12 protein-coding genes are annotated in these 14,424 nt (G+C 47.2%); 6 read left to right on the plus strand and 6 right to left on the minus strand.

Features of this window, described 5'->3' with window-relative positions; translation table 11 throughout:
- Nucleotides 1–272: 272 nt before the first annotated feature.
- The gene (locus R3289_RS19045; RefSeq protein WP_318927439.1) at nt 273–1,115 is read left to right on the plus strand and encodes an endonuclease/exonuclease/phosphatase family protein; all 843 of its coding nucleotides are present in this window, start codon (nt 273–275) and stop codon (nt 1,113–1,115) included.
- Here R3289_RS19045 and R3289_RS19050 read toward each other — a convergent pair.
- The 3 genes from R3289_RS19050 to gloB form a co-directional block, all read right to left on the minus strand.
- Nucleotides 1,105–1,794, minus strand: a complete 690-nt coding sequence (locus tag R3289_RS19050) for a Yip1 family protein (RefSeq protein ID WP_318927441.1) — start codon at nt 1,792–1,794, stop codon at nt 1,105–1,107. The genes R3289_RS19045 and R3289_RS19050 overlap by 11 nt on opposite strands.
- Entirely contained in the window at nt 1,791–3,359 is a 1,569-nt protein-coding gene (locus R3289_RS19055) for a LysM peptidoglycan-binding domain-containing protein (protein WP_318927443.1), read from the minus strand. Before R3289_RS19055 ends, R3289_RS19050 begins: the two co-directional genes overlap by 4 nt.
- A 70-nt stretch (nt 3,360–3,429) precedes the next feature.
- Complete coding sequence (gene gloB, locus R3289_RS19060) at nt 3,430–4,188, minus strand: hydroxyacylglutathione hydrolase (RefSeq protein ID WP_318927444.1); 759 nt, start codon at nt 4,186–4,188, stop codon at nt 3,430–3,432.
- Between the two features lie 41 nt (nt 4,189–4,229).
- Here gloB and R3289_RS19065 point away from each other — a divergent pair, with 41 nt between their 5' ends.
- Nucleotides 4,230–4,973, plus strand: coding sequence for a methyltransferase domain-containing protein (locus R3289_RS19065; protein ID WP_318927445.1), 744 nt, complete (start codon nt 4,230–4,232; stop codon nt 4,971–4,973).
- A 27-nt stretch (nt 4,974–5,000) separates the two neighbouring features.
- Here R3289_RS19065 and rnhA read toward each other — a convergent pair whose 3' ends face one another.
- Entirely contained in the window at nt 5,001–5,471 is a 471-nt protein-coding gene (gene rnhA, locus R3289_RS19070; RefSeq protein WP_318927446.1) for a ribonuclease HI, read from the minus strand.
- Nucleotides 5,472–5,522: 51 nt separating this feature from the next.
- On the opposite strand from rnhA, the gene dnaQ reads away from it, so the two are divergent.
- Both dnaQ and R3289_RS19080 read left to right on the plus strand, forming a co-directional pair.
- Nucleotides 5,523–6,251 (plus strand): DNA polymerase III subunit epsilon, encoded by a 729-nt coding sequence (gene dnaQ / locus R3289_RS19075; protein WP_318927447.1) that lies wholly within the window; start codon nt 5,523–5,525, stop codon nt 6,249–6,251.
- Between the two features lie 7 nt (nt 6,252–6,258).
- On the plus strand, nt 6,259–7,500 hold the full coding sequence (locus R3289_RS19080; protein ID WP_318927448.1) for a TIGR03503 family protein: 1,242 nt from the start codon (nt 6,259–6,261) through the stop codon (nt 7,498–7,500).
- Nucleotides 7,501–7,717: 217 nt separating this feature from the next.
- Here the strand turns inward: R3289_RS19080 and R3289_RS19085 are convergent, their stop codons facing one another.
- On the minus strand, nt 7,718–9,124 hold the full coding sequence (locus R3289_RS19085; RefSeq protein WP_318927449.1) for a DASS family sodium-coupled anion symporter: 1,407 nt from the start codon (nt 9,122–9,124) through the stop codon (nt 7,718–7,720).
- Nucleotides 9,125–9,395: 271 nt separating this feature from the next.
- On the opposite strand from R3289_RS19085, the gene R3289_RS19090 reads away from it, so the two are divergent.
- Together R3289_RS19090 and R3289_RS19095 are read left to right on the plus strand one after the other, a co-directional pair.
- The gene (locus tag R3289_RS19090; protein ID WP_318927450.1) at nt 9,396–10,985 is read left to right on the plus strand and encodes a sensor histidine kinase; all 1,590 of its coding nucleotides are present in this window, start codon (nt 9,396–9,398) and stop codon (nt 10,983–10,985) included.
- Nucleotides 10,979–11,665: a response regulator gene (locus tag R3289_RS19095; protein WP_318927452.1), complete on the plus strand. Its 687-nt coding sequence runs from the start codon at nt 10,979–10,981 to the stop codon at nt 11,663–11,665. Before R3289_RS19090 ends, R3289_RS19095 begins: the two co-directional genes overlap by 7 nt.
- A 72-nt stretch (nt 11,666–11,737) precedes the next feature.
- Here R3289_RS19095 and fadE read toward each other — a convergent pair whose 3' ends face one another.
- Nucleotides 11,738–14,194, minus strand: a complete 2,457-nt coding sequence (gene fadE, locus R3289_RS19100) for an acyl-CoA dehydrogenase FadE (RefSeq protein ID WP_318927453.1) — start codon at nt 14,192–14,194, stop codon at nt 11,738–11,740.
- Nucleotides 14,195–14,424 lie beyond the last annotated feature (230 nt).

The raw sequence follows: 14,424 nt of genomic DNA on the forward strand, positions 1-14,424 counted from the left end.
ACCCCTGCCATTTTAGAAAGCCTCAGCAGAAATGCTGGGGCTTTTTTACGTTTGTTACTCGAACTGGCAGAGCAGCGGATTCCCCCTGTACCAAAAATAGCGCGTGTTGGGAGCTCGAATCTCTCCACCCCTGTCATTTTAGAAAGCCTCAGCAGAAATGCTGAGGCTTTTTAGTATATTCCTTTCCCAACTTATCCAGCTCTTCTATCACGACAGTGGTATGATTTCTGATATCAGTGTGTTTATACCTATAACAGTCGGAAATAATCGAGATGAAGCGCGGGATTACGGTTTTTTTGGGTGTTTGTACCCTTGTAACAGGCATTGGATTGGGGTTTATTTCCTGGTCATTTGATGTTGCCAGGGCGCCGGAAGTAACGGCAGATATTACGACTCCCACTTATTCCTATCATTGTATTGATGGAACTTCCGACCAGCCTTTAGATCAGGATGGTGCGCTGACTGTTTCTGTCTGGAATATCTACAAACAGCAGCGAGAAAATTGGCGCCAGGCGCTGGAGTTGTTTACGGCAGATAGCGAACTGGTCTTATTGCAAGAAGCGAGTTTAACTACGGCATTAAAGGACTATTTAGATACATCACACTGGCAAGTGACAATGGCGAATGCCTTTAAATTCTTTAATACGTCTGCCGGTGTTATGAACTTGTCGTCTGTCGAAGCCATTGAAACATGTGCTTATCTTGCTATGGAACCTTGGCTGAGGTTACCCAAATCGGCGTTATTGGCGCGCTTTTCTCTTTCGAATGGTCAGGTACTGGCTGTCGTTAACTTGCATGGTTTGAATTTTGCGTTAGGGCTGGAGGAGTATAAGGCACAAATGGACCGCCTTGGTAGAGTACTGGCTAAACATCAAGGACCGGTAATCTTAGCGGGTGACTTTAATAGTTGGAGGCAAGGACGAATAGATGTCGTCAGAGATTTTGCGGAAGGTTTGCAGTTAAAAGCCGTAGTGCTGAATATCGATCAGCGAAGTACGGTACTGGGCAAACCGCTTGATCATCTGTATTACAGAGGCTTGAGGTTAATGGAAGCAGAGGCGCCCAAAACGGAAGCCTCTGATCATAACCCAATTATAGCCACATTCAGGCTGTAAAAATCATTACCGGCCAGAGAATCAAAGTGAGTATCCAGGGCAGGATGGCAATGATAATAGCCTTAGCACGGTCAAAGTCTGTCCAGGCTCCGACTGCCGCATAGGTCAGGGCGATGTACCAAGGTGCTAATAGAGGTATTGTGGTGGCAAACGGTGACCATGGATGGTTGAGAGGCAGTTTTAATAATCCGTTCAAACTATTGAGGTCAGCGGCATTAGGTAAGATATCACTTGGGTTAAACATGATATTAGTATAACTGGCAACATCACCGATGATTGCGGGCAGCATAATAAAACATGATGCAGCAAGCCATTTACCGAAGCCGTGTTGATAGCGGTTTGCTTTGGTCGCTAAATTTAACCAAAGGGCCAGAACAAAAATGCACGCTGTTCGGCCTAAAATATCACTGAATACTTCTCCCGCGAGTAAAACCTCTTTAGTCAGCCAGGCTTTCTGAACGTCTTGATCAACATTTGATAGCTGGACTGTTAATTCCTGCTGTAGCCATGCCATATTGACGTGATCAAAGTATGTTCCCCAAAGGATAAAAGAGCCTAAGAGAATGACTAAGAATGGGAGAATTGCCCACTTAGGGCGTTCGTGTATTGCAGCAAAGCAGTCAATGGGTGATCGGAACAGATCCCATAAAGCGATTAATGGGTTTTTTGACGGTGTCATACGCTTACCTTGGTTACATCAATGTACAATTTCAGCTTTTGTCCGGGTTTTAAATACTTGCTGGAACTGATGTTATTCCATTTTACTACATCAGAAACTTTCACTTTATAACGTTGAGCAATTTTACTGAGATTATCACCCTGACGAATTTCATAATATACCGTACGAATGACCCCGCCATTGCCGCTTGTTTTCCAAATGTTGAGTTTCTGACCGATATGAAGAGATTGATTTTTAGAAAGGCCATTCCACTTTGTTAGCTGGTCGATAGTCACTTTCTGACTGCGGGCGATGGTCCATAGGCTGTCACCTGATTTAATGTGATACACGGTTCGGTAGCCGCTACCGTGACTTTTCTGGCTGCGTACTTGTTGCGCTTGGTATGCCGATGGAAATCCGTCACTGTCTTTCATCGCCACAGGGATCAGGATATGTTTACCGGTTCGAATACTGGTTCCGGTTATTTTGTTGGCTCGTTGGATTTGCTTCACTGTCGTTTTATGTTTGGCCGCCAGTACGCTTAAACTATCACCGGGCTTCACCTGATAACGGATCACATTCATTCCCTGATGGCCACTGTTAGCCAGCTGAATATTGAAAGTATCCACTTTGTTGGTCGGCAGGAGTAAATGGTTCGGACCATCTGGTGCGGTAGCCCACTGGTTATAGGCCGGATTCAGGCTTTGCAGTTCAGACAGTTTCATACTGGCATATTGTGCCGCCATGGCCAAGTCCATCTGGATTCCTGGCTCAACGAGCTTCACTGCTGGTTTATTGGCAATGTTAGGGATCTCTATACCATACGCTTTTTGATTTCTGATGACATCTGCCACAGCATAGAGTTTGGGGACATAACCGCTGGTTTCTTTCGGTAAGTCCAGTGACCAGAAATCGGTTGGTTTACCGGCTGCTTTGTTTTTCCGGATGGCTCTGAATACCCGCCCTTCGCCAGTGTTATACGCGGCTAACGCATGTTGCCAGTTGCCGTCAAATTTACGATTAAGGTATTCCAATAAATCCAGTGCGGCGCGAGTTGATTCAACGACATCACGGCGACCGTCATACCACCAGTTTTGTTCGAGACCAAAGCTGCGGCCTGTTGGTGGCGTAATTTGCCATAAACCAGCAGCTCGGCCATGGGAGTAGGCAAATTGGTCAAAAGAGCTTTCAACAATCGGCAATAAAGCGAGCTCGAGAGGGAATCCGCGTTTTTCGACTTCTTCAGTGATGTAATAAAGAAAGGGTTCGGCACGCTTAGATACGGTGTTCAGATGCGCGGGGTGCTTCAAATACCAGTTACGATAATCCTGAACCTGCTTGTTGTTTGGGATATCAGTTGTGATTTGCATACTGAGCCGTTGCCAAACATCATCTTGTTCCTGAGGCGTCAGTCTTTTTTCTTCTTTTATAATAGGCTTATCATCCACATCCAGAACAGATTTTCCTGTTACTTGCGTCTGAGTTAGCGTTTCATTTTTATTGGTACTTGCTTGCTCTTCTACGGTATTCGTTATTTGGCAACCAGCCAGTAATAGCGCACTCGCTAATAAAATTCGTGACTTCATGACACCTGCCTACAGCCAAAATGGTTGATGATAATACTTGTCCTGCCACCTTGGTTACAAGAGACCTGTGTCAAAATTCGTCCTTCCATCTTCTCAGTGCGGCAAATGTCTCCAGATCACTATCGTCAAATGCTTTATTCGCAACAGATTTTTTGATACTTGGCTGATCGCAGCGCAAAAACGGATTGATCAACTTTTCTTGCCCCAGTGTTGATGGAATGGTGCTGATCCCCTGTGCACGCGCGCGACTGACCACCTCTCTGTAACGCTGAAGGTGAGGGTTGTCTTGCTCTGCAACTAGCGCGAAAGATAAGTTACTGCTCGTATACTCGTGGGCACAGTAAACTTCGGTTTCATCCGGCAGGGCGGCAATTTTCTGCAGTGAGCTGAACATCTGAGCCGGATTACCTTCAAAAAGGCGTCCGCAACCCGCTGAAAAGAGAGTATCGCCACAAAAGAGTTTACCATCGCCTACGTAAGCAATATGTCCTAACGTATGGCCTGGAACGCCAAGCACCATAAAACGCTCGCCAAATAGCTCGACCTGATCGCCATCTTCAACCGATTGGGAAATCCCGGGAACAGGTTCAGCTGCCGGGCCGACAATATTGATCTGCGGATAACGGCGTTTTAGTTCGCTAATGCCACCAATATGATCATGATGATGGTGAGTAATTAATATTGCCTCAAGAGTGAGTTGTTGCTCTTCTAATACCTTGATCACCGGAGTTGCATCTCCAGGATCGACAACAACGCAATGATTATCCGGACTGTGAATCAGCCAGATGTAATTATCATTAAATGCGGGTATGCTTTGAACAGTTAACATATATTTCGTCTCCAGCCTTTGAAGGTGTTGAGCAATAACTTATGAAGCCAGCACGCACATTAAAACATATTGAAGCACCTAACACCTGGTCACAAATAACAAATGGTGAATGGGCCGCTGACTTGCTTCAGGCACAACTCGATGAATGGTGTCCGAAGCTGTTTGGCTATCATATGTTGAAACTGGGTGGTCTAAGCTGTGAGTTGGCGAGTGGCCATTGTAACATCCAGCATCAGGTATGTGTTGATAAGTACAATCCACTGCATAATTTGATTGCCGAGCCTTTTGAACTGCCTTTTATCGAAAAATCATTTGATGCTTGCCTCATTGCACATCAACTTGATTATTGCCCTGATCCTCACCGTTTGCTGCGAGAAGTAGACCGAGTGACGGTTGATGACGGCTATATGGTGATCAGTGGTTTTAACCCGGTCAGCATTCTTGGCCTAAAAGGATTGTTGCCATGGAACCGTAAAAAATATCCCTGGTCCGGAAGGATGTTTATGCCGATGCGGATAAAAGATTGGCTAGGGGTGTTGAATTATGAGGTGGTTTATCAGGATGACTTTGCGGTTTTGCCGGCAACGAAACACCGGGCTTGTGCGGCCTGGGTCGAAAATATGGTAGCGGATCCACTTTCCGTGATTGGGAGTATGTATTTTATCGTCGCCCGCAAGCGTACGTTCCCATTAAGACCGATTAAACCCCGCTGGAAATTACGCCGTCAGTTAGCCCCGATGGGGGTCAATTGCCATACTAAGGTCAGTCAAAAAGTGAAAAGTTAGCCAGCGTTCACCTGACTAACCGCTGGGTCAGGAGTCGGCTTGATAACCGGTATCATCGTGGGTCGGGGACTCAGCCGCGCTGCGCGCCAGTTCATCGCAGCGTTCATTTTCGGCATGACCAGCGTGACCTTTTACCCAATGCCAGTTAACTTCGATATGACGCTGAGTTTCTTGATCCAGGCGTTGCCAGAGATCGGCATTTTTAACCGGCTGCTTAGCAGCTGTCTGCCAGTTCCGTTTTTTCCAGTTATGGATCCACTGGGTGATCCCCTGACGGACATACTGACTGTCAGTTGTCAGGTCAACTTTACACGCTTCTTTTAAACTGGATAAACCAACAATGGCCGCCAGTAATTCCATTCTGTTATTTGTTGTCATGAAAAAGCCCGCATTGAGTTCTTTTTCATGTTGTTTATAACGTAAAACCGTACCGTAACCACCGGGGCCGGGGTTACCTAAACAAGAACCATCGGTGAAAATCTCTACCTGCTTCGTCATATTTGGTAGTATTCGTTTTAGGGAAAACTTGAGTCTGACATGATCGCTACTATGAAAGCTACTAACGAACGAATTATTGTACTCGATACCGAAACCACGGGTATGAATATGACCGGCCCTCATTACGAAGGCCATCGTATTATTGAAATTGGCGCGGTTGAAATTATCAACCGTAAATTGACGGGAAACACCTTCCACGTTTATATCAAACCTGATCGCACCATTGAAGATGAAGCGGTTGGTGTCCATGGTATTACCGATGAGTTTCTGGAAGATAAACCCGCTTATAAAGACGTTCATGATGAATTTCTGGAATTTATTCGTGGTGCAGAGTTAGTCGCCCATAACGCTCCCTTCGATGTGGGCTTTATGGATTATGAATTCCGAAAACTCAATCGTTCAATAGGTAAAACGGAGGATTTCTGTAAAGTTACCGATACCCTGGCGATGGCGAAGAAAATCTTCCCGGGTAAACGTAACAACCTCGATGTGCTTTGCTCACGTTATGGTATCGATAACTCACATCGTACACTCCACGGCGCCTTACTCGATGCCGAGATCCTAGCCGATGTTTACCTGTTAATGACGGGTGGGCAAACGTCGTTAGCGTTGAATGCCGGGAGTGAAGAAAGTGATGCTGGTACAGAAAGTGGGATCAAACGTCTTGCTTCAGGACGAAAATCATTAAAGATCATTCATGCCTCTGCCGATGAGATACAAGCGCATGAATCGCGTTTAGATATTATTAGCAAAAAAGGTGACGTCCTGTGGCGTCAGTAGGGGATCTATGCTGCAGCGGTTATTACTACTGGTAATATTATTACCGGTACTCTCTTTTGCCCAAGAGAGTACCGCAATGTCGTGGCTGGATAACCGTTTTCGAGTCGATCCCACGGTGGATCAAGTCTCATTTATGGTGCAAAGAGAAAAGCAGAGTCGCGCTGTGGTACTTGTGCGCCCTGATGGCACTAAATATTACCCCTGGCGTCATCCGGATAATGTCTCATGGCATGAAGAGCCTGAGATGGATATTATTTCTATTGAAAACCCAATGCCGGGTCCCTGGCAAGCCGTTGGCAAGATAACACCGAACAACCAGGTGAAAGTGTTATCGAACTTGAAACTGGAAATCGACGATTTGCCTTCCAGACTATATCAGTCTGAAACCCTTAAATTTACCGCTCGGCTGAAGCAAGATGGAAAGTTACTGACGTTAAGAGATTTTCTTGATCGCATTAGACTGACTGTGGTTTTGTACGAATATGTTGAAAATGCAGAATTATTACCGAAGGAAGCATTGCCCGACCCGATTAAGCTTGGTGAATTTACCGATGATGGCTTAGGGCTTGATGAAGAACCTGGAGATGGTATTTTTACCGTCGCCCTGCCAGTCGAGATCCTGCCCGGCAAATACAGGGTAAAGATAACATCCAGCAACGGGATTTTCCTGCGTACGGTCGAGCAAGAAGTCTTAGTTTACCCGCCACCACTGTCAGTTAGTTTTATCCAGGGACGAGACCGCAATGAATCTCACGAGGTCGCCGTAACCGGAGAAGAAGGCACATTAGTGCCTGGATCGTTTGCTGCTCATATTGAACAGGTGGATCCGGAAGGACGCGTTACGATCCATCAGGGGCATGCGCTGGCTGATGAAAAAGATTTGCGAGTGCCTATCCCCCATGGAAAAACACCGGGACGCTATAGCTGGTCAGGTTGGTTATATGCGACTGATATCCTTAATGGGCGGGAATTAATTTTTAAATTACCGAAAAACAATTTTGCAGTAGTGGCTGAATTACAGCTTGATAAGAACCTGGAGGTTTTCCGCTCTCAGCAAGAAGCAAAAGCTCAAGCTGAAGAGCAAAAGCGTAAGGAAGAAGAGCTGGAGGCGGCACGTTCTAAGGCCCTGAATATTGTACTGGGAAGCAATTTGATCGTGATTTTTTTGGTTATTATCGGGGGCTTTCTCTGGCGTAAGCGTCAGGTTAAAAAAGCGTTAGCTGAAGAATTGTTAGTGATCCCAAGTTGAAGCTCCCTTTGATTTGTTTCTATCAGAATGCATTTAACAAGCTTATTGAGACGGTCATCCGATCTTAAGGCAAATGCTCTATATCGCGACTTGTTATTCTGCTCGAAGAAGAACCGCTCGCGGTTAAGCGAGCGGTATGAGTGGATAAAGACACTGAGTTTCTTGTTGTTACGTTATTCTGGTTAACGCCTCAATATAGAAAGGGAAAGAGCGGTACTTACCACATACCGAGTAGTTTCCACCATGCGCCGCCAATAAAGAAGAACACTGGCAATACGATGAGGGAGAATACAAATCCGATCTTCCACCATTGCTGTAGCGGGTGGAATCCTGCACCGAACAGTATCGGAGCGGGCCCGGAAGAGTAGTGCGTAGTCGACATATACAAGTTACTGAAAATACCCAGAACAATCGCAGCCAGCATAGGGGGAGCACCAGCAGCGATTGCGATGGCCAGAAATGCGGAATACATTGCGCTGATGTGCGCCATGGCACTAGCCATCAGATAATGGCTGTAATAGTAAACCAGCAGCAATATAACCAACGTGGTCACCCAGCCATACCCAGACAAAGACTGCCCAATAAAATCACCGAACCAACTGATAAAGCCCAGCTTATTGAGCTGTGAGGCCATCATCACCAATACCGCAAACCAAGTAATGGTGTGCCATGCTTCTTTCTCGCTGAGAACGGCATCCCATGTGATGGTGCGGGTAAACAGTAAAAAGACCAGACCTAACAGCGCTGTAACCGTTGAGTGAATTCCCAGCGTAGGACCGAGAACCCAAAGTGAGATCATGCCGATAAAAGTCACACAGACCATCATTTCATCGCGGCTCATTTTGCCCATGTCTACCAGCTTCTGCTTGGCAATCGCGCGCATTTCCGGTGTCTTTTTAAGCTCCGGCGGGAAGAAAATGTACATCGCCAGCGGAATAAGGAAAAGACAAATCAAACCCGGAACAATCGCTGCAATCGCCCAGCCCGCCCAAGTGATTTCGACACCTTGTTCGCTGGCAAAATTAGCGGCCAACGGGTTACCGGCCATTGAGGTCAGGAACATGGCACAAGTAATGGCGTTACACTGGAAAATACATTGAACGAGGAATGCGCCAATTTTGTTTTCAGTGCCTTTTTCTGGATCAGAATCATATGCGTTGGCGACTGAACGGAACAGCGGAGAGATAATTCCGCCGCATCGTGCTGTTGTGCTCGGCGTTGCCGGTGCGAACAGTAAATCGGTTAACACCAAGCCATAAGCCAGACCCAGCGAACTATGGCCGAGCTTAGAAATAAACCAGTAACCCACACGACGGCCAAAACCGGTACTGATAAAGCCTCGTGAAATGAAAAATGCTGCCGCTATCATCCAAATGGTTGGGTGAGCGAAACCCGTCAGGGCCGTTCTAATCGGCAGCACATCAAGTAGGGTTGCGGCGGTGAGGCCAAGCAGTGCCATCGCGCCCAGTGGCAGGGGGGCAAGTATCAGGCTGAGTACGGTGACGACGAAGATCGTCATCATCTGCCAAGCCTGTGTGGTTAGCGCTTCCGGCCCCGGGAAAAACCAGAGACCGGTGCCGAACAGTAATAGGATAAGTAAACGAGTGTTGGTTGCTGTAATCATAAATACCTCCGTGATTTGCCCTCAACATAGCGTTTGTACACGCGTAGAAACTGCGATAAATCAATTTTGGATAAGAACAACGGCAGTGAATTACGACTTTGAAGTGGAGCGCGGATTAAGGGTGTAACTGACGTGAGATAAGCATTTTTGATACCATAAAAGTCATAAAATTCACCGGAGAGAGCGGGGCCAAACTTCCAGCCATGCAGCCTGCGAAAATTGTGCCGTTTCCCTTATCCTGCCTTTATGGCCTTTTTAAAAGAAGCTTGTTATGAATTTTTGGCTTATACCGCACTCCTTTACAAAACAACTCACCCTGCTGTTGTGTGGCGTGTTTGCATTCAGTGCGGTCAGTTGGTGGGGGATAAGCGCCTATCGCTTAAATCGGGTGCTGAACGAGCAAATCGCACTACGGGCGCAGGTTCAGACATTGCAGCTATCCCGCCTACCCAGTCTGATTAACGCGGTGGCGGGGAACGATCCGAGCAGTGTACAGACGATAGTATCAAGCGTTCAAACTGTCAGTGACGCCGATTTTATAACGGTAAGTGATCATGCCGGTATCCGTATGGCACACCCGGTTGTTGATCGCATTGGTCTTCCTGTGATGGGGGGCGATATTCTTCGTGCCCTTGAACAAGGTGAGTCTTACCTTTCTCAAGGAACTGGCTCACTAGGGCCATCTATCCGTTATATTGCGCCTATTATCAGCGATTCCGGTATGGTTGTCGGTATGATCAAAGTGGGCTACCTTAAGAATACTCTTGCGGGCTGGGGCGCGGAAATTATCTCTCCGCTGTTGTTCTTTGGCGCCTTTGCAGTGCTATTTTCGGGGTTGGTCGCGTGGCGTTTTTCTGACTATGTTCGCCATCAGATGCAGCATATGGAGCCATGGCAGCTTAGACAGGCTCTAGATACCAACCAAGGGGTGCTGGAAGCGGCTCATGAAGGACTGATTGCCATTAATCAGCACGGCGAAGTGTATTTGATCAATGACTCGGCAAAATCCCTGCTGTTAAAAGAATCTCCGTACACGGCGAACATGCCGATCACTGACATCGTTAAGGACGCTAACCTGTTTACGTTAAGTGGCAATGATTTTATTGACAAAATGCTCAGGGTGAACGGGCGAAACCTCGTTGTTACCCGTGTCACCATTAGTGGTGAACTGAATGAGCCGGTAAGTGCGGTTTTTAGCTTTAGAACACAGCAGGAAATGCAGGTGCTTTCTAATAAGCTCAGCCAGGTCGATCGCTATCTTGATAGCTTGCGCGTTACCCGCCATGAATACCAGAATAAGCTTTCAAGCATAGCGGGGCTGTTGCAGATGGGGATGTATGAGAATGCGCTGGCGATGACATTGGCGCAGTCTCGGGCTAATCAATCCCAACTCGATGGTGTCAGAGATCTTGATGCGCTGCCCCAGCTTTCAGGGCTGCTGATATCAAAGTTATGCAAAGCGAATGAACAAGGCGTAATTTTTACGACCCAGATTATTAAGGGATGGGGGGGCTGCCCAAGCGCGATAACGGAAGAGCAGCTTTGTTCGCTGGTGGGTAACTTGATAGATAACAGCCTTGATGCGTTGCTTGATGCAGACGAGCCTGCTGTTGAGATCGCATTGTGGGAAAATGCAACCGAGCGGGTATTGTCTGTTACCAATAATGGCCCGGTAATTAACTTAAGTCTCGATGTGCTATGCCAGCTGGGCTATACCAGCAAACCGAATTATGAAGAGCATGGTATTGGCTTGCATCTGGTTCAGGCCATTGTTGAAGAGGGCGGGGGCCACTTGGAGCTAGATAGCGATACCGAGGAAACATCCTTTACCGTTTACTTTCCCAAGGACGAACAATGCTGAAGGTTTTGATTGTTGAAGACGACAAAGATATAGCGGCGCTTAATAGTTATTTTGTCAATAAAGACAGCCGCTTCAAAGTACTTGGTGTTGCAGGGAATCTTGCTGAAGCCAGAGAATTTGTAGAGGCTGTCGTGCCGGATTTGGTGATCGTTGATAACTATTTACCGGATGGATTGGGGGTCGAGTTGGTCTTAGAGCTGTTGAACCGTCCCAATTATCCAGAGTGCATTTTGATCACGGCTGCCAATGATTCTGAAACGGTGCAAAAAGCGCACCGATATGGCGCATTTGATTATTTGGTTAAACCTTTGGATTATAGCCGCCTGAGTGAAAGTTTAGGGCGATTGTGGGATCTTAAACACCATGTGAAATCGTCAAAGCATTTTCGGCAAAATGAACTCGACCGCTTGTTTAACGCCAGTAAATCACCAATAAAATCTAATGCATCTACAGATGCTTATACCTTAAAACAGATCATTGAGCACTTTGGCCATGCACATATCGAACATACATCAAACAGCATCGCCGCTGAGTTTGGTATCAGTAAAAGTACTGCTCGCCGATATTTAGATAAAGCGGTAGAAGATGGCGATCTGATTGCCTTCCTCGCACATGGAAAAGTCGGTCGTCCCACTCGGGTATACCGTCGGCCCTTTTTAGAAGAGGCAGTTAAAATGTAGGGAAAGATGCCGCTAACCTTAAGTCAGCGGCATTGAAGTATTTAGCTTTCCCTCGTGTCAGGCTTATTAGGGCTACGCGGCATTACCGATATTGTTTTCGACAGCGCGGTAAGGTTTGGCAGCAAGCTCTTCCGAGGCGAAGTCATCGACATTGATTGTACGTAATCGACCTTCTTCCGCTTTACGTAGCAGGTCAGCCTCTTCCTCATTGATGGCGTTAAGCTCTAAACCGGTCGCCGCCACCTTATCAAGCTGCATAAACGGCAGTTTTTTACCTGCGGCCTGGCAGACACGATCATAGATAGGCTCAGCAGCCAGAATGTCTTTCAGAGCCAGCTCAATCATACCGACGGCATTATTTTCTGTTGCTTCAAGGAATTGGCCTTGACCAATTCGGCTACGTGTATCGCAAGGAGTCTGGATAATACGAGCCACCGTATGATCAAGCTTGTCACTGGGTTTTGCTCGTCTCTGCCCCAGCGGGAAAATAACGGCCCGCAGCATGCCCGCAATAAAGCGGTTCGGGAAGTTAGCCAGGAATTGATCCAGAGCCTCTTCTGTCTGATGCAGGGAATCTTGCAGCCCCCAGTGAACAAGTGGAAGATCTTCTTGTTGACAGCCGTCATCAGCAAAACGTTTTAGCGTCGCCGAGGACAGATAAAGCTGACTTAACACATCTCCCAAGCGAGCAGACAGACGTTCTTTTCGTTTAAGTGAACCACCCAATACGGCCATTGAAATATCGGCCAGTAAGGCAAGGTTAGCACTGTAGCGATTCATTTGCTGATAGTAACGGACTGTTGGATCTTTGCGTGGTGCAACAGAGCCTCGGCCATCTGTCAAGCCCAGCCAGAACGAGCGAACCATGTTGCTTATCACAAAACCAATATGACCAAACATCGCTTTATCAAAATCAGTTAATGCCTGCTCCTGATTGTCATTGTAGGCTGCATTCATTTCGTCCAAGACATATGGATGGCAGCGGATGGCACCCTGACCAAAGATGATCATTGATCGGGTCAGGATATTCGCGCCTTCAACGGTAATGGCAATGGGCGCCCCCTGATAACTACGAGCCAGGAAATTACTTGGCCCTATACAGATCCCTTTACCCCCGACGATATCCATTGCATCAATAACACTGCGTTGACTACGATGCGTACAGTGATATTTGACAATGGCTGAGATCACCGATGGTTTTTCACCTAAATCGATACCCGCGACAGTGAGGTTACTAGCAGCATCCAGGACATAAGCATTACCGGTAAGGCGTGCAAGCGGTTCTTCAATCCCTTCCATTTTACCTATCGGCAGTTTGAACTGGCGACGAATACGGGCATAGGCACCGGTTGCCATTGCCGCTGTTTTGATACCCCCGGTAGAGTTTGACGGCAAGGTAATACCGCGGCCGACAGACAGGCACTCAACCAGCATACGCCACCCCTGGCCCGCCATTTCTTGGCCACCAATGATGAAGTCTATCGGTACGAAGACTTTATTACCCTTAGTTGGACCATTCTGGAAAGGCACATTCAGAGGGAAGTGGCGTCGGCCGATTTCAACGCCTTCGATTTCGGTCGGGATCAAAGCACAAGTAATGCCGGGTTCTTCTTCATCGCTAAGCAGATGGTCCGGGTCGAAGAGCTTAAATGCCAGCCCCAACACTGTCGCGACAGGCGCTAAGGTGATGTAACGCTTATTCCAGGTCAGTTCCATGCCGAGCACTTCCTCGCCTTGCCAGATCCCTTTTTTCACGATACCGAAATCAGAAATCGAGCCGGCGTCGGAACCCGCTTCGGGGCTGGTCAGGGCAAAACATGGGATCTCCTTCCCTTCCGCGAGGCGAGGCAGGTAATGGTTTTTTTGACTTTGAGTACCATAGTGCTGTAGCAGTTCGCCGGGGCCTAATGAGTTCGGTACACCGACTGTCGATGACAGTACGGCAGAAACCCCGGTCAGTTTTTGTAACACAAGGGATTGCGCATAGGCAGAAAACGCCAGTCCACCGTATTGTTTATCGATGATCATCGCGAAGAATTTATGATCTTTCAGATACTGCCAGACTTCAGGAGGTAGATCGGCCAGTTCATGGGTGACCTGAAAGTCGTTAACCATACGGCAGACTTCGGTAACGGGCCCTTCTAGAAAGGCTTTTTCTTCTGCACTCAGGCGCGGTGCCGGGATGTCATGCAGTTTGTTCCAGTCAGGATTACCACGGAACAGATCGGCTTCCCACCAGACCGTTCCCGCATCAATGGCCTCTTTTTCGGTGCGGGACATTTCAGGCATCACACCTTTAAACAGTTTTAAAGCGGGTCGGCTGAGGAAACTTTTGCGAAAGGAGAATATATTGATTGGCACGGCAATGATGAAGTACACCAGCCAGCTGTATTGACCAATCACATCAAGTACAGAGCCGATGGCAAGTACCACAGCCAAAGCAAGAGTAAAGGTTCTCAGACTTGCTCTATGGTAGGCGAGTATGCCAGTTATACCTATAAATCCTAGCAGGTACATGAGTGTTACCATGGTGATTCTCCTTATCGGGGCGTAACGTCTCACCTCAGCGCTATTTCGTCCAGTACTGCTTGTTCTTTAAGCTGCAGAGGATGTGTTCATTTATCTTGATAAATGTCACACGGAAAAATCGCCGCCTTCACTGTTATGGCACAAAATAGCTGTGGGTTGACCTGTTACAGAATACTTTCAATGAATATACATTTATTGTGTTGGGTACATTTTATGCAAGGTAAGAGGTC

The organism is Photobacterium sp. (assembly GCF_033720175.1).
In the GTDB taxonomy this organism is placed as follows: Bacteria; Pseudomonadota; Gammaproteobacteria; order Enterobacterales; family Vibrionaceae; genus Photobacterium.